Genomic DNA, 20,684 nt, shown 5'->3' on the forward strand with positions numbered 1-20,684 from the left:
TCCCGACTAGTACACCGCTGCTATTTTGCCGTTACGACGTGACCCGGAGCCGCCTCGACGCGAACCGGGAGGCCGTTTCAGCCGAAGTTCTCGACCTTCGCGTCCGCCGGGTCGGCGTCGACGGCTTCGAGCGCGTCGAGCGCCTCCTGAACGAAGTCGGCGAACCCGTAGACGAACGCCTGCGCGCCGTCGGTGTAGACCTCGGAGACGTGGTCGGCGAGGTCGCCGTCGGTCACGACGACCGTCGCGCCGCGCTCTCGGAGGTCCGCGAGTCGCTCCTCGTGCGCGGGCGCGTCGTCCTTGTAGATGACCGCGACCGACCCGCCGTCGCGGAGCGCGCGCTCACCCAGGCCGACGGCCGCGCCGACGCCCGGCCCGCCCCCGAGGACGACGACGTGGGACTCGTCCTCGTAGTACTCGTTGCCGAACGGCCCGGAGATGTCGAGCTCGTCGCCCGACTCCAACTCGAGGAGGTGCCGGCTGAACGGCCCGGCCTCCTCTGGGTCGACGCCGACGGTTATCTCGAACGTCTCGTGGGCGTCCGGCGACGAGAGCGTGTAGAAGCGCGCGTACTCCTCGCCGTCGACGGCGGCGGATATCTTGACGAACTGTCCAGGGCGTGCGTCGAACCCGTCGGGCGATTCGAGCACGATCGCGACCGTGTTCGGGCCGACCGAACTGACGTCGGTGACGGCGACGGTTGCGTCCATGTCGGGACGATTGGAGGGCCACCACAAAGTCGCTTCCCACTCCGGTCGGCGCGTACGAGAGCGAGTGAGATAAGACGGTTTACAGTTCCGGCGGCGACGATTGGCACTCTGTCACGGAGTCACACCGAAAGTAGGCTCTTTCGGGGACGCTCGGCCGAAAAAACGCCCGAATGCGGGAGGGCGGTACCCCGCTCCTTTCAGAAGGCTTTTGATTCGTCCGAAGGAACCATCGGTTAGCATGCCTGCGGACTTCAACTGGGCCATCGGCGGCGAAGCCGGCGATGGCATCGACTCCACGGGGAAGATTTTCGCCCAGGCACTCTCACGGGCTGGCCGGCACGTGTTCACCTCGAAGGACTTCGCTTCGCGTATCCGCGGCGGATACACGGCGTACAAGGTCCGAACGTCGGTCGACCAGGTACAGAGTGTCGTGGACCGACTCGACGTACTCATCGCGCTCACACCGCGGACCATCGAGGAGAACCTCGACGAACTGCAGGAGGGCAGCGTCATCGTCTACGACGGCGAGCGCACCACGATGCAGGGCGTCGAGATCCCGGAGGGAATGATCGGGCTGGACGTTCCCCTCCAGAGCATCGCCGAGGAGAAAGGCGGGGCCATCATGCGCAACGTCGTCGCGCTCGGCGCGGCGTGCGCCGTCGCCAACTTCCCCATCGAACACCTCGACAGTTCGCTGGAGAAGCGCTTCGGCGGCAAGGGACAGGCCATCGTCGACAACAACCGCAAGGCCGCCCGCGCCGGCCGCGACTACGTCGACGAGAACTTCGACCACGAGTTCGACTACGACCTCGAAACCACCGACAACGACTACGTCCTCCTCAACGGCGACGAGGCCATCGGCATGGGTGCCATCGCCGCCGGGTGCCGGTTCTACGCCGGCTACCCCATCACGCCCGCGACGGACGTGATGGAGTACCTCACCGGTCGCATCGAGCAGTACGGCGGTCACGTCGTACAGGCCGAAGACGAGCTCGCGGCGATCAACCTCGCACTCGGCGGGGCACGAGCCGGCGCACGCGCGATGACCGCGACGTCCGGTCCGGGTATCGACCTGATGACCGAGACGTTCGGCCTCATCGCCACGTCCGAGACGCCGCTGGTCATCGTCGACGTGATGCGCTCGGGTCCCTCGACAGGGATGCCGACCAAGCAGGAGCAGGGCGACCTGAACCAGATGGTGTACGGCGGCCACGGCGAGATTCCGCGCTTCACGCTCGCGCCGACCACCGTCGCCGAGTGTTTCCACAAGACCGTCGAGGCGTTCAACCTCGCAGAGAAGTACCAGACGCCCGTCTACCTCGCCGCCGACCTCGCGATGGCGGTCACCGAGCAGACGTTCGCGCCCGAGGAGTTCGACATGGACGCCGTCGAGATCGACCGCGGGAAGGTCGTCGACGACGACACCATCGGCGAGTGGACCAACGAGAAGGGGCAGTTCAAGGCCCACGCGCTCACCGACGACGGCGTCAGTCCGCGTTCGTTCCCCGGAACGGCCGGCGGCGCGCACATGTCGACCGGTCTCGAACACGACGAACTCGGTCGCCGGACCGAGGACACCGACATGCGCGTCGAGCAGGTCGACAAGCGCAACCGGAAGGTCGAGACGGCGCAGGAACGCGAACCGTGGGAGTACCGCGAGTTCGGCGACGCCGACTCCGGAAACCTCGTCATCTCGTGGGGTTCCAACGAGGGTGCGATGGTCGAAGCCATCGAGTTCCTCGAAGAGGAGGGCATCGACGTCCGCTTCATCTCGATGCCGTACATCTTCCCGCGTCCGGACCTCACGGAGACCATCAACGACGCCGACGACGTCATCGTCGTCGAGTGTAACAACACCGGACAGTTCGCGGACATCCTCGAACACGACGCCCTTACCCGCGTCAAGCGCGTGAACAAGTACAACGGCGTCCGATTCAAGGCCGACGAACTGGCCGAAGAGATCAAAGAGACGCTCTCACAGGAGATTACCGCATGAGCTCAGACGTTCGATTCACCGACTTCAAGTCCGACAAACAGCCGACGTGGTGCCCCGGATGTGGAGACTTCGGCACGATGAACGGCATGATGAAGGCGCTGGCGAACACGGGGAACGACCCCGACAACACGTTCGTCGTCGCCGGCATCGGCTGTTCCGGCAAGATCGGCACATACATGCACAGCTACGCGATGCACGGCGTCCACGGCCGCGCGCTCCCGGTCGGCGCGGGCGTGAAGATGGCCAACCCCGACCTCGAAGTGATGGTCGCGGGCGGCGACGGTGACGGCTACTCCATCGGCGCGGGCCACTTCGTCCACGCCGTCCGCCGCAACGTCGACATGACCTACGTCGTCATGGACAACCGCATCTACGGCCTCACCAAAGGTCAGGCCTCGCCGACCTCGCGCGAGGACTTCGAGACCTCGACGACCCCGGAAGGCCCGAAACAGCCGCCGGTCAACCCGATGGCGCTGGCGCTCGCGGCGGGCGCGACGTTCATCGCGCAGTCGTTCTCCTCGGACGCGATGCGACACGCCGAAATCGTCCAGGAGGCCATCGAACACGACGGATTCGGCTTCGTCAACGTGTTCAGCCCGTGCGTGACGTTCAACGACGTCGACACGTACGACTACTTCCGCGACAACCTCGTCGACCTCGCGGAGGACGACGACTACGACCGCCACGACTACAACGCGGCGAAAGACCGGATTCTCGACGCCTCCAAGGAGTACCAGGGCGTCATCTACCAGAACGAGAACTCGGTGCCGTACGAGAAGCAGCACGGCCTCACCGAGAACATGGCGGAGATTCCGGACGGCGCGCCCGACGACGCGATGGACCTCGTTCGAGAGTTCTACTGACGCACCTTTTTTAACGCGGTCCTCGCGCCACTTCGCGGCGCTCGAACCCCGCCAAAAAATCTGCACCCAATAGGCCGCTCGCTCGGCCTTCGGCCTCGCTCGCGGTACCACTTTTTACTGCGGACCACACCGCCACAGCGACCCTATCGCGACGAGGGTTTATCAGCGAAGGCGGGGCCAGACCCCCTGTGCGTTGACGAGTCGTCGCGGGGTCGGTCAAGGCGGGTGTGCGGCACGCCGTCCCGCGGGTCAGGGAATCCGGTGTGCCGTCTGTTCGCCAACGTTCTGAGCGGCGTGTTTCGCCCGCACGTCGTCCTCCGTTCTTCGCTACTTCGCTCGCCGAATACGTCGTCCCGTTCGGAGTAGCAGCAAGGTAGCGGCCAAGGACGTGGCGGTCACGGGAACGTACGGCCACTGAGTGCCACAACCGAAGCCGCCGTAACCGAGTAGGTCGTCGAAGACGCCTACCAGTAGCAGTCCGAAGAGGAACGCCGCAAAGCAGCACAGCGACGCGACTGTGGTCACGGCGAGCGAGAGAGACGGTTTCCCGAGCCACGGGCCATCTCGATTGCCGAGGCTCCAGACGAGACCGAACCCGAGCAGAAGAACCCCGACCACGGTCTGGGAAACACCGGTACCCGGTGTACAGAGCACCGTCTCGGAGGCGAAGAGCGGGACCATATCCGCCGTGCGCGGCGGGGAGTTGTAGGGTTTCCGTTACGTCTCAGCCCTCGTGTTCGATCCGCTCGAACAGCGACAGCAACGTCTCTTGCTCGTCGAGATCGGCGGGATGCATCGCCAGCGCGACCACGACGTCGTCGCCGTGGCTGACGGTGGCGACGTGGAACCGCACGGGAACCGACTCGTTCGACTGTGCCGCCGACCCGTCGACGGAGAGGTTGTTGGCCTTCACCGTGCCCTCGTAGGTGACGACGGTCGCCTGCTCGCCGAGAATCGTCCGCTCGGTCTCGCCGACGCGGCGGAGTTCGCCGACCGAGTCGCCGCTCACCTGATTCGAGAGACCGAGTAGTCGCTCGACGAGTTCGTCGTTCGTCTCGCCGGCGAGCGGGTTCGCGGAGACGCCGGCGACGCTCGGGTTCGGCGTCGAGAGCAGCACGACGGACGCGCCGCCGTCGGAGCGGGCGTACGAGGAGAGCCATCCGACGAGCGTCACGTTCGCCTCGGTGCCGGCGACGCCGAGTTGCCGTTCGACGACGACGGAGCGACTCTCGCCGGGTTCGTAGTCGGCGTCGGTCAGCGCCGTATCGGGTATCGATGCCGGGGACGACTCCAAGGTCAGTGCGTCGGTACCGACGCATCCGGAGAGGACGACGAGGAGTACGACCGCCGGGACCAGAAACTGTGTGCGACGCATACAGTCTGCAGGACGTAGGTGACTAAATCTCTTGTTGCTGTCGAGCAGCGGCAGTGAGAACAGCCATCGAACGTGAACGGATGCACGCGTTTTTTATGAGGCGGCGGGCAACTACCTGCTTATGCCAGCGGATACGTATGATATCGTCGTAGTGGGGGGAGGTACCGCCGGAGCCTTCGCCGCCGCGACGACGGCCTCTGCGGGCCTCGACACCGTCATCATCGAGCGGAAGTCGGCGGAAGCGGCGGGTCACATCGCCTGCGGTGACGCCATCAAGGGTAAGAGCTCATTCCCGGACATCATCGACCTCGACTATCTGAAAGAGGAGTCGTTTACCAACCAGAGTATCCGACGCGCGGTGTTCGAGAGCCCGGACGGCGAGACGCTCGACATCCCGCTGTCGGAACCGGGTGCGGTGCTCGACCGCAAGCGCTACGGCGAGATAATCCTCGAAGAAGCCGAGCGCACCGGCGCGGAGATTCACTACGACACGGTCGTCCAGGACGTGACACAGGCCGACGACGGAACTGTCACCGGTGTTCGCGCCAAGCGAAAAGGCGAGGCTATCGACTACGAAGCACAGGTGACTATCGACGCTGCGGGTGCGCTCTCGCTGCTGCAGGACAAGACGGACTTCTCGGGGACGACGTTCGACACGAACGTCAACTACTCGCAGTTCTGCTCGGCGTACCGCGAAGTCGTCAACGTTCGAGAACCCGTCGACTGGGACGACGCCATCGTCTTCAAGCCGACCGAGGAACTGGGCTATCTCTGGTACTTCCCGCGCACGGCGACTGAGATCAACGTCGGCCTCGGCTTCCAGATGGACAAAAAACCGATGAAACTCGTCGAGGCGCTGAAGAAGGATCTCCACGGCCGGGCGGAGTTCGCGGGCGCGACGGTCAAAGACAAACTCGGTGCGGCACTGCCGACCCGCCGACCGTACGACTCGGCGGTCGCAAACGGTTTCGTCGCCGTCGGCGACGCGGCGGGCCACGTCAACCCGACCACCGGCGGCGGCATCCCCGGGGCGGCCAAGTCCGCCCACCGGGCGGCCAACCGCGCCATCGCGGCCATCGGCGACGGCGACGTGAGCGAGGAGGCGCTGTGGATGTACAACCACGACGTGATGACCGACTTCGGCAAGCGCTTCGCGGCCATCGACCTCTACAACATCTGGGGCAGCGTCCACGACGTGGACGAACTCGTCGGCATCGTCACGTCGGTGCCCGGCCAGCAACTGGCCGACGCCGTCGGTCGCGGCGGCACCGACTCGATGCATCTCGGACTGAAACTCAAGACGCTCGTAGACACGTTCGGCCACTGGGACACGCTGTTCGAGTTGGCTCGCGTCCGCCGGAAGGCGGGCCAACTGAAGGAACACTACGACCGCTACCCGTCGCGTCCGGGCGGGTTCGAGACGTGGCGCGAGGTGCGCGACGACATCATGGACGACGTGTACGCCATTACCGGCGCGGACCCGAAGTACTGAAAGCGTCGATGAAAAAGGCCGCTCACTCCCCGTCCTCGGTCAGCCACGCGTACGCCGGGTCCGAGTCGTCGAGCCGACGTCGAATCGCCGCTACGTCCCCAGGTGTGACTCCGTCGAAGAACTCACGGTCTTCTTCGCGGAGTCGCCGAATCTCGGATTCGGGAACTCGTCGTAGTTCGGATCCGGGTCGACGGCGTAGTGGGTGTCTATCTCGTAGGCGTCGTCGAAACACTGCTCGAAGATATACCTCGCTCGTCGGAGGTGCATCCGCGAACTGACGACGTACACCGTCTCAGTTTCGGGTGCGTGTTCGTCGACGAGGAGTCGACTGAAGTAGCCGTTTCCGCGGGTGTCGTGCGCCTCGTCTTCGAGCAGGATGTAGTCCGGGTCGAACCCCCGTCGGATGGCGTAGTCGGCCATCACCTCGCACTCCGCCCGCGGCACCTCGGGGTTCGTCCGCGCGCCGGTGCAGAGCAGGTATTCGGCGTCGGTCTCCTCGAACGCTTCGACCCCGACGTCGACGCGTCGCCGGAGGTGCGAGTGAGCAGCGTCTGACCGGAGCCACTCGCCGAGAACGACGATGACCATAGGCGGTGTTGGCCGCGGGGAGTGATATACCGTCGCCTCGGTGAGTCACTCCAAGTCCGCCGCCGACCGTGAGAGCAACACGCTCTGTAACACTGTCTCCGCTCCCCGCCGAACTCGCTCGGAGGCGGCCTGTTGGCTGATTCCCAACTCCTCGGCGATCTCTTTGAGCGAAATCCCTCGGGGGACGCTAAAGTAGCCGTGTTCGACGGCGAGCGTCAGTGCGCTCTGTTGTTCGGGCGTGAGGTCGAAGTTGTACTTCGCGTCCTGTTCCTCGTCGAGCGTGTAGATTCGCTCGACTCGAAAGGCGATCTCGTGGTCGAGACAGTAGTTGTGAAACTCTCTGAGGCCGCGGTGGTCTGCGAACCGGAGACGGAACCGCCACGGGTCGTCGCCGTGCGCCTCCAGAATCGTCGCCTCGTTGCTGACGAGCACTTCGGTGAGATTCGCCGCGCTGTCGGCCCAGACGACGTGGTAGAGCACCCGGTCGTCGACTCGGGCGACGGCAGTCAGTCGCTCGACGACCTCGGCACCTCGGACAGCCGACTCGAACGCCTCGAACGCGCCGTGGTCTGGGCCGCTCGCCCAGAAAAACGGCATCACGCCGTCGTTTCCTGTCGGGACGACGCGCTCCAGTTCGATGTGAATTCCCTCCGTTACCTGCGAAAGACGGCCGAGATCGAACGCGTCGGCGGGAATTTCGAGTTCGGCGACGACGACCATACCCCCGAGAAGAGCCGATACCACTTAACCGTCCGTACTGAACAAGCAGACTACGAATCCCTCCTTGGTAGCAACCTCAATCGAGGACGCCAACTTGACGTACGACGACACGCGGACGCCCGACCCGATTCCGCCGAGAGTCGAACTGAACGCTGTGTTCGTCACATTCGCCAGCGCGACGCGTCGGCGAGTGCTGCTCACCCTCCTCGAAGAGAACCCCCAGGAGGTGCGAACGCTGAGCGGACGGCTCGCTGCGGTGTGGGATGTCGAACGGGCCCGCGTCCAAACGCAACTGCGTCACGTCCACCTCCCGCAACTGGTGGGCGCGGGCTACGTCCAGTGGAACGAGACGACCGGTGAGATCGACCGCGGGCCGGCTCTGGCCGACATCGAGCCGATGCTCCGACTGCTCGACGACCACGCGGAGCGACTCCCCGGTCGGTGGCCCTGAACGCGCCGAGAGACAGTCGGCAGCATCTACGACGGCCGCAACCGCTTTTGGCGTCTGGACCTTTCGTTTCGATATATGTCCAACGGACAGGAACTCACGAGCGAGGACGTACCACTCGCGAACGGGATGCCGATGCTCGGCCTCGGCACTTGGGAGAACACAAACGCCGACGAGTGTCGAAACGCCGTTCAGACGGCCCTGGAGATGGGGTACCGTCACATCGACACCGCTCAGGCGTACGGCAACGAGTCCGAGGTCGGCGAGGGCATCGCCGCCGCCGACGTCCCCCGCGAGGACATCTTTCTGGCGACGAAGGTGTGGATCGACAACCTCGCCTACGACGACGTCATCGAGACGACGAAACAGAGCCTCGACGACCTCGGCGTCGACTACGTCGATCTGCTGTACATCCACTGGCCGGCCCGCGAGTACGACCCCGAGGAGACGCTCGCGGCGTTCGACGAGCTGTACGACGAAGGCCTCGTAAAGCGCATCGGCGTGAGTAACTTCGAACCGGAGCACGTCGACGAGGCCATCGAGCGCTCCGACGCACCCATCTTCGCCAACCAGGTCGAACTTCACCCGCTGCTCCCGCAGGAGGAACTGCGCGAACACTGCGCCGAGCGCGACGTCGAGCTCGTCGCGTACTCGCCGCTGGCCCGCGGCGCAATCGCCGACGACGAGACGATCTCCGCCATCGCCGACAAACACGACGCGAGTCCGTTCCAGGTGAGTCTCGCCTGGGTTCGAGAGAAGGGCGTCACCGCCATCCCGAAGGCGACGAGCGAGGAACACATCCGCGACAACTGGGAGTCGTTGGCGGTCGACCTCGACGACGAGGACGTCACCGAAATCGACGCTATCGACCGAACCGACCGGCGCGTCGACCCGAGTTTCGCTCCTTGGTGAGTCCGAAAACGTCATCCGGCAGTGAGGTTTTCTTTTCGAGGTTGGTGATTCGTGAGCGACGTTTCCGGCGCGTCGCCTCCGGCAATGCGGCCGCGTCGCCGCGAGTGGCGACCCACAAAATTCACATCACCCGGTACGACACTCTCTTTCGATGAAAGCAGCCTCGCAACCGGGGGTGGTCGGTGCGATTCGCATCGACCTCGTCCGGTTACACGAGACGTGGATGGAACTCGTCTTCCCGCGGCAGTTGAACGTCGGTAACTCGGTCATCGGCAAGTGGAAACCCCAGACCGGACCGCAGCGCGCGACCTACTCGGCGTGGAGCGCGCTCGGCGTCCCGCTCGTCGCGTTGACGTATCCGCTGTTGTTGCTGGGTTTTGCGACGCGCTTCTACGCGAAGCGACTCGACAGCGCGGGAACGCGACTCGGTCTCGTCGGCGTGGTGCTCCTCTCGGTGGTCATCTGGGGTGCGCTGTCGGCGTTCGCCCGCTATCAGTTCACGACGAACGGCTTCTTCGCCGTCGTCGCCGCGAGCCTCGTCGCGACGGTATCGGCGGCGCTGGCGGTCGTCTTCTCGCGCGTCGGCGGGCGCGGAACGAGCGTCCTCCTCGCGTACCCGTCGGCGATGACGGCGCTGTTTCTCCCGCCGGTCGTCGCCGCGCTGTACTCGCCGACGCTCTCGGCGGTCGTCTTCCCGAACAGTCAGTCGGTCGCCGTCTGGCTTCTGGACAACGTGCTCACGGTCGGTGGTCTCAGCGAGTTCCTCCGCGAACAGTTCACCCTCGACGGGTTCGCGTACGTGCTGATGTGGTTCGGCGTCGCGGTACCGCTCGGCTGGCTTCTCGGTATCGTCGTCGCCCTCGCCGACGTCGTCCGGCCTCGCCGAAACTGAGAGTCCGTTCCCGACGACTCTCCCGGAGAAACCCTTAATCGCGCTCCGTCCAACGCTCTCACATGCAGTTCGACCTCACGACGACAGTCGCGTTGTTCGCCGTTCCGCTGTTGGTAATCATCGGCGGAACGGTGACGAGTCCGATGCCGACGACGATCAGCGTCGGCGTCAGCGTCGGAATCGCGCTGTTCGGCGTTTTGGCGCTCGTCGTCGGCATCAAACACGGCGAGTACCGCTCGACGCGCTGATTTTCCCGCCCTATCGAACGTCGAGCGTCTCGTCCGTCGCGGTCGACGCGACGGCGACGCCGACGATGCTGACGACCAGTCCCGCGACGATGAACGCCGCGAGTCGGTACGTCGCCGGTAGTTCGCCGGTCAGTCCCGGGACGGAGGCGTGCGGGAGAATCCCCTCGCGTTCGAGATACCACCCGGTGAAGCCGCGAATCACGAGGCCGAGTGCGACGACGCCAAATGGAAGATTCCAGTACGGCGAGCGCACCTCGTCGGTCCGGATGAGTTCGTCGACGAGGCGGCCGGTGCTCGCGGTCAGCGCCGCCAGCGCCAGCCACGGCACGCTGCTGTAGAGGAACTGAATCGCCGGCACGACGACCGCGTCGCCCGTCGAGAGCGCCGAGGCTTCCAGTCCGCCGAGGAAGACCCCGACGAGCGTCAGACCCGCGGCGACGACGTAGGTGACGACCGACACCTGCCCCGAGTAGAGCGCGTCGCGCACTCGTTCGGGGACGTTGGCGAGGCGCTCGTCGATAGCCAGCCCCTTGTACAGAAGCACCGCGCCGAGAAGCGACGCGATGAACGCCCCCGCGAGCGCCGGAGAGTCGAACCGCAACAGCAGAAGCGGCAGGAGCAGCAGTCCGATACCCATCGGGACGAGCACGGTCTGTCTGAGTTCCTCGTCGGCGAGAAACTGCTTGAGGAGGTAGTACGTCGACTCGATGTCGCGGGCCTGCCGGACGACGATTCGGTCGACGGCGTCGACGCGGAGGCGACTCTCGACGACGGGGACCAGACGCTCGTCCTCGGCGCTGTCGACGACGACGACGACGCCCTCGGGGTCGTACAGGTCGACGAGTTCGTCGAGCTGCGCGGCCACCGACCGGTCGGCCCCGACGAGCGAGTCGCTCGTGCCGGAGACGACGGCGACGACGGCCTCCTCGCGTTCGTCGCGGAGGTCGCGGGCGACGCGGAGCGCTTCGAGCAGACAGTTGACACTCGTGTCCTCGGGGTCGGCGAGTCCGATGTCGACGACGAGCGACTGCACCGCCTCCCACCCGGAGACGGGCGTCTGCAAGCCGGTCTTGCGGCCGATGTCGTTCGCGCGGTCGACACAGAGGACCAGCGTAGTCACACGTCAGCGAAACACCCGATAGGGTAAAAACCCTCCCGGTCGGCGGGATTCCGTCGTCCGCGTCGGCTCAGAGTTTGAACTCGACGCCCTCTCCGTCGAAGCGACTCGACAGTCCCGCTCCGAGGGCGTAGGCAACACTCTCGGCCCCCCGACGGAGTCGGACGGTGAGTCCCTGCTTCGGCTCGAACTCCTGGACCACCGCATCGGTGTCGAGCAACTCCGAAACTCTGTCCTCCACGTCGTCGCGGGTCCCGAGCTCGTCGACCAGCCCGAGTTCGTGGGCGTCGGTGCCGATGTAGACGCGGGCCTCCGTCTCCCGAATCGTCTCGGGGTCCATCTCCCGCCCTTCGGCGACGCGCTCGACGAAGTGGTCGTAGAGGCGGTCGACGATGCCCTGGAGATACGCTCGCTCGTCGTCGGAGAGTTCCTTCAGCGCCACGCCCGCGTCCTTGTACTTCCCGGCGGCGAAGCGCTCGTAGGAGACGCCCAGCTGCTCGGCGAGTTCGTGGACGTTCACCGACGACCCGATGACGCCGATGCTGCCGACGATGCTCGCCTCGCGCGCCCAGAGTTCGTCGCACCCGCTGGCGATCCAGTAGCCACCGCTGGCGCAGGTGTCGGTGGCGTAGGCGACGGTCGGCCCGTCGAAGTCGAGGGCGGCGTTTCGGATGTCGTCGCTCGGGACGACTTCGCCGCCCGGCGTGTTCAAGCGCAAGAGAAGCGCCTCCGCGCCCCCCTCGTCGGCGCGCTCGATCTGGTCGACGATGTCGTCGGCGGGAGTGCCGACGTTGCCGGCCGGGAGCGGGCCGCGGCCCCCCCGGGAGATGGGTCCCTCGACGGCGACTTCGGCGACGTTGTACGACGAGACGCGCGACGCGGCGATTCGGGCGGCGACCCGCGCGCCGACGCCGGCGGTTGCGAGCACGAGGACGACGCCGAGGAGGTCTTCGAGCGAGTCCGGGACGTCGTAGAACAGCCACCAGCCGACGAGGGCGGCGACGACTGCGCCGATGGCGACGACGAGGAGGCGCTCGACTGTCGCTATCCGTCTGTTCACGGCGGGATACCTGCCATAGCCGTAGCTGAGGGCGCCATCGGCTTAAAACTGCGAAGAGAAAACGACGCGCTTAGAGAAGACCGGCGCGCTGCAGTTTCATCAGGTCCTCGGTGTCGAGGGTCTCGCCTTCCTGGAACGCCTGGTAGATCTCCTCGGCTTCCTGCTTGGCGGCCTCGCGTTCCTCGGCGCGGGAGTCCTTGCGCTGGCGCTCTTCCTTTTTGTCGAGCTCGCGCAGGCGCTTCTGGACGCGGACGAAGTCCTCGTGGTGGCGGTCCGCCGCTTCCTGGGCCTCGACGAACAGCTCGTGCATCTCGTCTGCACGGTCACGGATGTCGTCGGCCTCGCGGTAGGCCTCGATCATCTGGTTGTGGTGTTCCTGGGCCTCGTCGGCGAGCTCGGTCACCTTCTGGTGGTGCTTCGACGCCTCGGAGCGGACCTCCTCGGCCTCCTCGATGAGCTCTTCGAGTTCGCCGCTGTCCTCGACCTTCTCCTTTCGGTTCTGGTACTCCTCGCGCTTCTTCTCGATCTTCTCGATGAGTTCGCGCTCGTCCTCGGTGGAGAGTACCTCGGTCTGCTGGCGGAATTCGAGCTGCTTGATCTCCTCTTCGAGCTCCTCGAGGTCCTTACCGTCGTCGAGCTCAAGGTCGCTTTTCATCTCCTCGACTTTGTCGAAGAGCTCGTTGGCCTCGGCGTTCAGCTCGTTGCGCGACTTCTTGTGCTCCTGAACCTGCTCGTTGAGCGAGTCGCGCTTTTCGCGGTGTTCCTGGGCCTCGTCGACCTTCTCGCGCGTTTTCGCGTTGAGTTCGTCGCGCTTGGAGGCGCGCTCGGAGGCCATCTGGTTGAGTTCGTTTCGTCGGTCGCGGAGCTGACCGGCGAGTTTGATGAGCTGGCCTTTCGAGCCGCTCTCCAGTTTCTCGTCGGTCAGTTCTACGTTGTTCGATTCGTCCAATGCTTTGATTCCGTATTGTTCCGCTGCCATACTTGATCAATCCTCGATACCATCACCGCTCCGGTCGGATGGCGGTCGCTCTGACGATGTGCGTCTGACCGTGGATAAGAAATTCCTGATCATTCCCCGTGCGATTCCGCCAGATGCCGGAGGCGCTCTGGTACCCTCACGTACTGGCGTTGTACATATAAACACTTCGGTGAGAACATGAGTGAAAACGGCTACCGTGCGTGGCACTGTACCACGATTCGGCCCTGAACGCGCCGGGCGTTGCCAACCGTTGACGTACTTAAACGGCATGTCTGCCGTACGAATCTAACTAGTCCCAAACAAAGAAACTCTCGAAAATCGTACTGGCCGAGCGGATGGTTGACTATCCTGTGCGGTGGCTCCGTTCGGTCGCCTCGCCGCGCGCCGAAACGCCACAGATTTCCGTCGTCCCGCCGCGTTTTCGGTATGAAGGAAATCGTCCGCGCACGCGGGCACGAGAACGTCTCCGCGCGCCACGCGAGCACGTTCGAGGTGACGAGCGACGAGTGGCTCACTCCGGCGGGCGACTGCATCCTCGCCGTCGAGGCAGACCGCACGCCCGCCGACTTCGATCCGGCGTTCGTCGACGCCTGTCGAGACGAGGACGCGCGCATCGTCGCCACGTTCGAGGTCGACGGTCTCACCGAACGCGTCGCGGGCCACGGCCACCCGGACCTGACGTTCGAGGGCGACCGGAGTATGGTCGGCCGGACGAGCGAGCACACCGACGACCGGACCATCATGCTCGGTGCCGAGTTCGCCGCCGAGGGGTTCGACCGCGAGTTAGTCGGCGCCCTCGTCGACGGCGCGGAACTGACGCTGACGCTCCGCGTCGACACCGACGACTGAACGCCGTCCGGATTCCTCGTTCGCTTCTGCCCCCATCGCTTTTGCCGACTTAGCTCTACCTCGGGGTATGGTAGACGAACCGGCGGAGAACATCAGCGGCGGCGTCGGTGACGGCGGCGGCGAGGTGACGTTCGACCCCCGGGAAGCTGAGACCCGCGCCGAAGCCGTCGTCGACGAACTCGGCGAACTGTACTGGCGCAAGGCGTACGGCGGGCAGGACGCCTTCGAGTGTCTCGTCCGGACGATCCTGAGCCAGAACACCAGCGACGTCGCCAGCCAACCGGCGCACGACAGCCTGATGGCCCGCTACGGGTCGACGGACGACGGGACCGACCTCGCTCGGACGCTCGCCGACGCCGAGCAGTCGGAACTGGCCGAAAGTATCCGATCGGCGGGGCTGTACAACCAGAAGTCGGAGATGATAATCGACGCCGCCGCCGAAATCGTCGGCGAATTCGGGAGTAAGCAGGCCTTCGACGCCTACGTGCGCGAGGAGGACCCCCAGACCGTGCGAGAGCGGCTGATGGCGATTCGGGGTGTCGGCCCGAAGACCGCCGACTGCGTGCTGTTGTTCTCGGGCGGTCGAGGCGGAATCTTCCCCGTCGACACGCACGTCCACCGAATCAGTCGGCGGATGGGCCTCGCACCGCCGAGCGCCGACCACGAGGGAGTCCGCGAACACCTCGAACGCGACGTCCCCGCCGAGAAGTGCGGCTTCGGCCACACGGCGATGCTCCAGTTCGGCCGCGAGTACTGCAAAGCGCGCAAACCCGCGTGCCTCGATGGCCCGGAGGCGTGTCCGCTGTACGACTACTGCGACCGAGTCGGCGTCGACGAGGTCGAGGAGTCCGTCGTCGACCCCGCCGAAGTCGTCGCAGACGACTGAGCGCACAGAAAACATCCGGCGCGGATGCCGGAACTACTCGTAATCCTCGAACCCGTTGCCCTCCCGCTCCCGAACGAGTTCGTCCAACACGGCGTCCGCGCTGGCGAGGTTCGTCGCCAGCGGGATGTCGTGGACGTCGCAGATGCGTAGCAGCGCCGTGATGTCTGGTTCGTGCGGTTGCGCGGTCAGCGGGTCGCGCAGGAAGATGACGCCGTCGCAGGTCTCGTCGGCGATCTCGGCACCGATCTGCATATCGCCGCCGAGCGGTCCCGACTGCTTGCGTTCGACGTCGAGCCCCGTCTCGTCGATGAGTTGCTGTCCGGTCGTCCCGGTCGCCATCAGTTCCATCTCCGCGAGGTCGTCGCTTCGGGCGGTGGCGAACTTGATGAGGTCGGCTTTCTTCTCGTCGTGGGCGATGAGCGCGAGACGCATACCCCAACTCGCGGCGTCGACCTCTTGAATCCTCCTGCGAACGTGCTCTCCGACACATTATTTCGCTGACACCGACCCCGAGACTCAAGACTGTCGGCGTGGCACCTCCCGTGTATGTCGATGCAGACCTACACGCTGCGAATCGAGGAGACAGAAACGCACGAGGGCATCTCCGCCGACGTGTACGACGAGGACGACGTCATCGCGGCGTCGACGTACGTCGCCTACGACGACCACGGTCTCGCGGCGAACGGAGACGATCGAAATCCGGAGGCAGCGACGGAGACGGTCACCGCCGACGCCCTCTCGCTCAACGTGCAGGTCGAACGAATCGACGGCCGGTTCGAGTTCCGTCTGCTCGGCGACGGCGAGGAACTGGCCCGCGAGTCGGTGACCGACGACGACTGGCGGCTCGAACGCTCCGAGGGGTAGGAAGCGAACGCGAGAACGGTCCGCTTGGATTACGCCGAAACGTCCGGTTCCGCTTACTTAAACCGGAACGTTTCGAGATTCTTCGGCGCGAACGTTCGCATGTTGAACTCGTGGTACAGCGCCGACGAGAGGTCCTGCACGGAGCGCTCGTCGCCGTGAACGCAGAGCACCTTCTCGGGGCGGGGGTTCATCGTGCGGACGAAGTTCATCAGCCCGTTGCGGTCGGCGTGGCCGGAGAACCCGTCGACGGTTTCGACGTCCATCTTCAGCGTGAGCGTGCTCGACCGCCCGGAGTTGCGGTCGTTGGGTCCGTTGACGGGAATCTCGTCCCAGCCGTTCTGGATGCGACGCCCGAGCGTCCCCTGCGCCTGGTACCCGACGAAGACGAGGTTCGAGTCCGGGTCGGGGCCGAGATGGCGGAGCCACGACATGATGGGGCCGCCGGTGACCATCCCGGAGGTCGAGAGGATGATGCAGGGACCGTCGTCGGCGACCTCCTGTCTCTCCTCTTCGCCGCCGTCGATGTGGTTGAACTGCGGCGCGAGGAACGGGTTCTCGTCCTCGTGGAAGATGCGGTCGCGGAGTTCGTCGCGGAGATACTCGGGGTAGGTCGTGTGGATGGCCGTCGCCTCCCAGATCATCCCGTCGAGGTGGACGGGCATCTCCGGAATCTTGCCGCTGCGCATCGCCTGCTCGAGGACGAGCATGATCTCTTGGGAGCGACCGACGGCGAACGCCGGGATGAGGACTTTACCGCCCTGGTCGGCCGTCTCGTTGATGACGTCGACGAGTTTCTGCTCGGAGTCCTCCTGGTCGGTCTGGTAGTCGTTGCGCCCGCCGTAGGTCGACTCCATCACGAGCGTCTCCACGCGCGGGAAGTCGTTGACCGCGCCGTTGAACAGGCGGGTGTCCTTGTAGTGGATGTCGCCGGAGAACGCGACGTTGTAGAGGCCGTCGCCGATGTGGAAGTGCGTCACCGCCGACCCGAGGATGTGACCCGCGTTGTGGAAGGTGAGCTTCACGTCGGGGGCGATGTCGGTGACGTCGCCGTACTCGAGCGGGATGCAGTGTTTGATGGCCTCGCGGACCATCTCGGACTCGTACGGCGGCGTCCGGCCCTCCTTGGCCGCGACGTCGAGGTAGTCGAGCGTGAGCAGTCCCATTAGGTCGCGCGTCGGTTCGGTACAGTAAATCGGGCCGTCGTAGCCGTATTTGAACAGCAGCGGGAGCAGCGCCGAGTGGTCGAGGTGAGCGTGGGTGAGGATGACCGCGTCGATGGAGTTCGCGCCCGACCCGAGCGCCTCGGGCACCTGGAGATACGGCACCTCGCCCTCGGCACCGGGTTTGTCGCCGCAGTCGATGAGGATGCGCGTGTCGGCCGTCGAGAGGATGAAGGAAGCACGACCGACTTCGCGGCAACAGCCGAGCGTCGAGATGCGAACCCACTGTTCGCGGCTGAGTTGCTCGCGGTGAATCTGACGGCCGACCTTCTCCAGAATGTCGCGTCGCTCCTCGCGTTCTTGTTTCAGGAAGTTACGGACGTTGGAGACGGTAGACGATTCGATAGGCGGTGTGCGGACGACTTCGGGTGTCCAGCCGACCTGTTGGGTTATCTCGCGCAGCGTCGAGCCGTGGCGGCCGATGACCATCCCGGGTTTCGCCGCCTCGATGACGACTTCGCCGGTGTCGGCGTGGAAGTCGAGGTCGGTGACGTTCGCCTCCTCCGGAATCACGTCGAGGACCTGCTCGCGCGCTTTCTTCGGGTCGGTGAGCACGTCGGGGTCCGGTCGAACCGTGATCCGCTTTCGGAGTTTACTGGCGAGCTTACGGATCAGGTCGCCGTTCTGCGCGAACTCCTTGGGATTGCGCGTGTAGACGACGAGTTCCGGTCCCTCGTACTTCACGTCCGAGACCACGATGTCACTCGGAAGTTCGCTGTCGATCTCTGCTTTCAGTTCCTCAAGTTGCTTATCTACTGAGCTCATATGTGTGTTGCCCGTCGGTCCACTCCGGTCGGGCCTCGTACTGCCGCCTCGGGTCCCGTCGGTTCGTCGAGCGCGCGTGAAATCCGAACGCACGTCGTGACCGGCGGTTCCAGAGAGACATACTCAACGGAGTAACTCTGTATGCTATGTGCGGGAAGAGGCAGTGAAAACCCGCTTGTCCGGCAGTATTACCTTCGTATTATAAAAGCCTTCGCAAAAGGAAAGCCCTCGGCGGTTCTCGGTCCCCACATGGAACTCACTCCCGACTCCGTCGCCGCCGAACGCGAGACGCTGAAATCCCGCGCTTCGACCACTGTCGCGCTCATCAACGAGGTTCGGCAGGCGCTCGACGAGCGCTTCGGCGTCGACGTCGCGCCCGTGACCGAGGACCGATACCGCGCCGAAGTCGACGCCGTCTTCGCCGACGGCGACGTGGCGGTCAACGTCGCGGCGTACGCCGGACTCCTCAGAGAGCTGGACGTCGAGGGCGACTATCCCGGTTTCGTCGTCGACGAGATACTGGGTCGAGAGTTGGCGTCGACTATCGCGGGGGGGCAACCGCTCGCGCTGCTCGCGCAGGCGACGTTCCACTTCGCGGATACGATGACCCACACCGGGGACGTCGCCGGCGCGGACGATCTGGACGCGGCGCTGGCGGCGGGCTTTCAGACCAGACTGCCGGGGTGGGAGTGGACGGAGCGAGAGAGTCCGTTCAGCGTCGGCGAGCGACGCGGTTCGAGCGACCGAACGGAGCGGTGAGACGGCGGGAACGCCCCGCTACCCGATGTCACACCGTCTCACAGCTTCGGACGTTTTAAGCCGCGGTGACGCCACCTCCCCACAATGACCGACAACCAGGACCTCGGCATCACCGAGTCCAAGGAGTACAACACCGGCGAGTGGTACGCCGAAGTCGTCCAGAAGGCGGGGCTGGCGAACTACGCCCCCGAGGGGATGAGCGGCTTCATCATCACGCGGCCCCGCGGCTACGCGCTCTGGGAGGCCGTCCAGAGCTACCTCGACGAGAAGTTCAAAGCGACCGAGGTGCAGAACGCGTACTTCCCGCTTTTCATCCCCGAGAGCTACCTCGAACGCGAGAAGGACATCGTCGAAGGGTTCGACCCCGAGGTGGCGTGGGTCACCCACGGCGGCCACGAGGAACTCGAAGAGCGCCTCGCCGTCCGCCCCACCAGCGAGAGCATCATCGCCCCCTACATGAGCCAGTGGGTCCGCAGCCACCGCGACCTGCCGCTTCGCGTCAACCAGTGGGCCTCCGTCGTTCGCTGGGAAGCGACGGACACGAAGCCCTTCTTCCGCACGAAGGAGTTCCTCTGGCAGGAGGGCCACACCGCCCACGCCAGCGACGAGGACGCCTGGGAGGAGACGATGCTCCGACTCGACCAGTACGAGTCCGCGTACGAGGACCTGCTGGCCATCCCCGTGCTCCGCGGGCAGAAACCCGACCATGACAAGTTCCCGGGGGCGGACACGACGACGACCGTCGAGGCGCTGATGCCCGACGGGAAGTCGGTGCAGGGCGCGACCAGCCACCACCTCGGCACGAGTTTCGCCGAGGCGTTCGACATCACCTACTCCGACGAGGACGAGGAAGACCGAAGCGCCCACACCACCTCGTGGGGCTTCTCGTGGCGCTCCATCGGCGCGCTCATCATGACGCACTCCGACGACCAGGGCCTCGTACTGCCCCCGACGGTCGCGCCCACGCAGGTCGTCGTCGTCCCCATCTGGCAGGAGGAGAACCAGGAGAAGGTCCTCGACTACGCCGGAAGCGTCGCCGACGACCTCGAAGCGGCGGGAGTCCGCGTCGAATTCGACGACCGCGACGAGCGCAACCCCGGCTTCAAGTTCAACGAGCACGAACTCAACGGCGTCCCCCTCCGCCTCGAAATCGGCCCCAACGAGGTCGACGACGACGAGGTCACCGTCGTCCACCGCCCCGACGGCGAGTCAGCGGTCGAGGCCCGCGGGGGTATCGCCGAGACCGTCGAGAGCCACTTCGACGAGGTGTACGCGAAACTGTACGCCGCTGCCGAGGAGAACCTCGACGAGAACGTCCGCGACGCGTTCGCCCGCAGCGAGATTCTCGGTACCATCGGTCAGCACGGCGGCTACGTCCGCGCGCCGTGGTGCGGCGAAGAAGCGTGTGAGACCGAGATCAAAGACCAGATTTCGGCCGAGATCGTCATGGTCCCCTTCCCCGACGACGAGGAGAAGCAGTTGGACCTCGACGAGCACGACGAGTGCGCCATCTGCGGCGAGTCGTCCGAGGAGACGGCGTACTTCGCCAAGTCGTACTGAGCGGACGACTCAGTTCGCTTCGCACTCGTAGCGAGACGCCGTCACCTCGCACCGAAACGCCGTCACCTCGCACCGAAACGTAACCGGTGCCGTCAAATGCCGTCGAGTGCCGTCGGTCGACGAACTGCGGACTAGCCGACCTCTACGGCGACGAGTAGCTCATTTTTCCTTCCTCCTCGCTCATCCGTATCGAGTAGAGGCGACTGTACGGGAGGTGCAGGTAACCTCGGTCGGCGAGTTTGACCCGGACGCCGGCGACCTTTCCGGAGTCGGAGATGTTCTCGGCCGGTACCTCGTCTTCCGCCACACCGTCGGGAGTTTCGTACACGATGGTTGCCATGGCCGCTAATGCCGTCTCCACGAGGATAAATCGTCGCGTGA

Annotated in this window: 23 protein-coding genes; 12 read left to right on the top strand and 11 right to left on the bottom strand. The window is 65.1% G+C overall.

What is annotated here, in order from left to right:
* Positions 1-77: 77 nt before the first annotated feature.
* A complete protein-coding gene (locus LAQ73_RS02730) occupies positions 78-710 on the bottom strand; it encodes an FAD-dependent oxidoreductase (protein WP_224269725.1) in 633 nt (210 codons plus the stop codon).
* Positions 711-948: 238 nt separating this feature from the next.
* On the opposite strand from LAQ73_RS02730, the gene LAQ73_RS02735 reads away from it, so the two are divergent.
* Both LAQ73_RS02735 and LAQ73_RS02740 read left to right on the top strand, forming a co-directional pair.
* Positions 949-2,706, top strand: coding sequence for a 2-oxoacid:acceptor oxidoreductase subunit alpha (locus LAQ73_RS02735; RefSeq protein WP_224269726.1), 1,758 nt, complete (start codon positions 949-951; stop codon positions 2,704-2,706).
* Positions 2,703-3,569, top strand: a complete 867-nt coding sequence (locus tag LAQ73_RS02740; RefSeq protein ID WP_224269727.1) for a 2-oxoacid:ferredoxin oxidoreductase subunit beta — start codon at positions 2,703-2,705, stop codon at positions 3,567-3,569. The genes LAQ73_RS02735 and LAQ73_RS02740 overlap by 4 nt, the downstream gene beginning before the upstream one ends.
* 327 nt (positions 3,570-3,896) lie before the next feature.
* Here the strand turns inward: LAQ73_RS02740 and LAQ73_RS02745 are convergent, their stop codons facing one another.
* Positions 3,897-4,250, bottom strand: coding sequence for a hypothetical protein (locus tag LAQ73_RS02745; RefSeq protein ID WP_224269728.1), 354 nt, complete (start codon positions 4,248-4,250; stop codon positions 3,897-3,899).
* A 43-nt stretch (positions 4,251-4,293) separates the two neighbouring features.
* On the bottom strand, positions 4,294-4,944 hold the full coding sequence (locus tag LAQ73_RS02750) for a DUF6517 family protein (RefSeq protein ID WP_224269729.1): 651 nt from the start codon (positions 4,942-4,944) through the stop codon (positions 4,294-4,296).
* Between the two features lie 121 nt (positions 4,945-5,065).
* Between LAQ73_RS02750 and LAQ73_RS02755 the strand changes: the two genes are divergently transcribed.
* Positions 5,066-6,436, top strand: coding sequence for a geranylgeranyl reductase family protein (locus tag LAQ73_RS02755; protein WP_224269730.1), 1,371 nt, complete (start codon positions 5,066-5,068; stop codon positions 6,434-6,436).
* 90 nt (positions 6,437-6,526) lie between these two features.
* Here the strand turns inward: LAQ73_RS02755 and LAQ73_RS02760 are convergent, their stop codons facing one another.
* Positions 6,527-7,024 (bottom strand): YdcF family protein, encoded by a 498-nt coding sequence (locus tag LAQ73_RS02760; RefSeq protein ID WP_224269731.1) that lies wholly within the window; start codon positions 7,022-7,024, stop codon positions 6,527-6,529.
* A 45-nt stretch (positions 7,025-7,069) separates the two neighbouring features.
* Positions 7,070-7,744 carry a helix-turn-helix domain-containing protein gene (locus tag LAQ73_RS02765; protein WP_224269732.1) on the bottom strand — a complete coding sequence of 225 codons (675 nt, stop codon included), beginning with the start codon at positions 7,742-7,744 and terminating at the stop codon, positions 7,070-7,072.
* A gap of 94 nt (positions 7,745-7,838) precedes the next feature.
* Here LAQ73_RS02765 and LAQ73_RS02770 point away from each other — a divergent pair, with 94 nt between their 5' ends.
* The 4 genes from LAQ73_RS02770 to LAQ73_RS02785 all read left to right on the top strand — a co-directional run bounded on the left by LAQ73_RS02770 (position 7,839) and on the right by LAQ73_RS02785 (position 10,244).
* Positions 7,839-8,195, top strand: coding sequence for a DUF7344 domain-containing protein (locus LAQ73_RS02770; protein ID WP_224269733.1), 357 nt, complete (start codon positions 7,839-7,841; stop codon positions 8,193-8,195).
* Between the two features lie 126 nt (positions 8,196-8,321).
* Positions 8,322-9,104, top strand: a complete 783-nt coding sequence (locus LAQ73_RS02775) for an aldo/keto reductase (protein ID WP_224270704.1) — start codon at positions 8,322-8,324, stop codon at positions 9,102-9,104.
* A 151-nt stretch (positions 9,105-9,255) separates the two neighbouring features.
* Positions 9,256-9,996: a hypothetical protein gene (locus tag LAQ73_RS02780; protein ID WP_224269734.1), complete on the top strand. Its 741-nt coding sequence runs from the start codon at positions 9,256-9,258 to the stop codon at positions 9,994-9,996.
* 62 nt (positions 9,997-10,058) lie between these two features.
* Positions 10,059-10,244 (top strand): DUF7333 family protein, encoded by a 186-nt coding sequence (locus tag LAQ73_RS02785; protein ID WP_224269735.1) that lies wholly within the window; start codon positions 10,059-10,061, stop codon positions 10,242-10,244.
* Positions 10,245-10,254: 10 nt separating this feature from the next.
* Here the strand turns inward: LAQ73_RS02785 and LAQ73_RS02790 are convergent, their stop codons facing one another.
* From LAQ73_RS02790 to LAQ73_RS02800, 3 genes are all read right to left on the bottom strand, one after another.
* Positions 10,255-11,364, bottom strand: a complete 1,110-nt coding sequence (locus LAQ73_RS02790; protein WP_224269736.1) for a DUF373 family protein — start codon at positions 11,362-11,364, stop codon at positions 10,255-10,257.
* A gap of 67 nt (positions 11,365-11,431) precedes the next feature.
* Complete coding sequence (gene sppA, locus LAQ73_RS02795) at positions 11,432-12,421, bottom strand: signal peptide peptidase SppA (protein ID WP_224269737.1); 990 nt, start codon at positions 12,419-12,421, stop codon at positions 11,432-11,434.
* A 70-nt stretch (positions 12,422-12,491) separates the two neighbouring features.
* Positions 12,492-13,400, bottom strand: a complete 909-nt coding sequence (locus tag LAQ73_RS02800; protein WP_224269738.1) for a coiled-coil protein — start codon at positions 13,398-13,400, stop codon at positions 12,492-12,494.
* A gap of 426 nt (positions 13,401-13,826) precedes the next feature.
* Between LAQ73_RS02800 and LAQ73_RS02805 the strand changes: the two genes are divergently transcribed.
* Both LAQ73_RS02805 and LAQ73_RS02810 read left to right on the top strand, forming a co-directional pair.
* Positions 13,827-14,249, top strand: a complete 423-nt coding sequence (locus tag LAQ73_RS02805) for a DUF371 domain-containing protein (protein WP_224269739.1) — start codon at positions 13,827-13,829, stop codon at positions 14,247-14,249.
* Positions 14,250-14,316: 67 nt separating this feature from the next.
* Positions 14,317-15,135, top strand: coding sequence for an endonuclease III domain-containing protein (locus LAQ73_RS02810; RefSeq protein ID WP_224269740.1), 819 nt, complete (start codon positions 14,317-14,319; stop codon positions 15,133-15,135).
* Positions 15,136-15,168: 33 nt separating this feature from the next.
* On the opposite strand, the gene LAQ73_RS02815 is transcribed toward LAQ73_RS02810, so the two are convergent.
* Positions 15,169-15,567, bottom strand: coding sequence for a methylglyoxal synthase (locus LAQ73_RS02815; RefSeq protein WP_224269741.1), 399 nt, complete (start codon positions 15,565-15,567; stop codon positions 15,169-15,171).
* A 114-nt stretch (positions 15,568-15,681) separates the two neighbouring features.
* Between LAQ73_RS02815 and LAQ73_RS02820 the strand changes: the two genes are divergently transcribed.
* Positions 15,682-15,999 (top strand): hypothetical protein, encoded by a 318-nt coding sequence (locus LAQ73_RS02820; protein ID WP_224269742.1) that lies wholly within the window; start codon positions 15,682-15,684, stop codon positions 15,997-15,999.
* Between the two features lie 53 nt (positions 16,000-16,052).
* Here LAQ73_RS02820 and LAQ73_RS02825 read toward each other — a convergent pair whose 3' ends face one another.
* Positions 16,053-17,984 (bottom strand): beta-CASP ribonuclease aCPSF1, encoded by a 1,932-nt coding sequence (locus tag LAQ73_RS02825; RefSeq protein WP_224269743.1) that lies wholly within the window; start codon positions 17,982-17,984, stop codon positions 16,053-16,055.
* Positions 17,985-18,233: 249 nt separating this feature from the next.
* Here LAQ73_RS02825 and LAQ73_RS02830 point away from each other — a divergent pair, with 249 nt between their 5' ends.
* Together LAQ73_RS02830 and proS are read left to right on the top strand one after the other, a co-directional pair.
* Positions 18,234-18,743 (top strand): DUF7984 family protein, encoded by a 510-nt coding sequence (locus LAQ73_RS02830; RefSeq protein ID WP_224269744.1) that lies wholly within the window; start codon positions 18,234-18,236, stop codon positions 18,741-18,743.
* An 84-nt stretch (positions 18,744-18,827) separates the two neighbouring features.
* Positions 18,828-20,303 carry a proline--tRNA ligase gene (gene proS, locus LAQ73_RS02835; protein WP_224269745.1) on the top strand — a complete coding sequence of 492 codons (1,476 nt, stop codon included), beginning with the start codon at positions 18,828-18,830 and terminating at the stop codon, positions 20,301-20,303.
* Positions 20,304-20,445: 142 nt separating this feature from the next.
* On the opposite strand, the gene LAQ73_RS02840 is transcribed toward proS, so the two are convergent.
* Positions 20,446-20,643 (bottom strand): hypothetical protein, encoded by a 198-nt coding sequence (locus tag LAQ73_RS02840; RefSeq protein ID WP_224269746.1) that lies wholly within the window; start codon positions 20,641-20,643, stop codon positions 20,446-20,448.
* Between the last annotated feature and the right edge of the window lie 41 nt (positions 20,644-20,684).

It is taken from the genome of Haloprofundus salinisoli (assembly GCF_020097815.1).
In the GTDB taxonomy this organism is placed as follows: Archaea; Halobacteriota; Halobacteria; order Halobacteriales; family Haloferacaceae; genus Haloprofundus; species Haloprofundus salinisoli.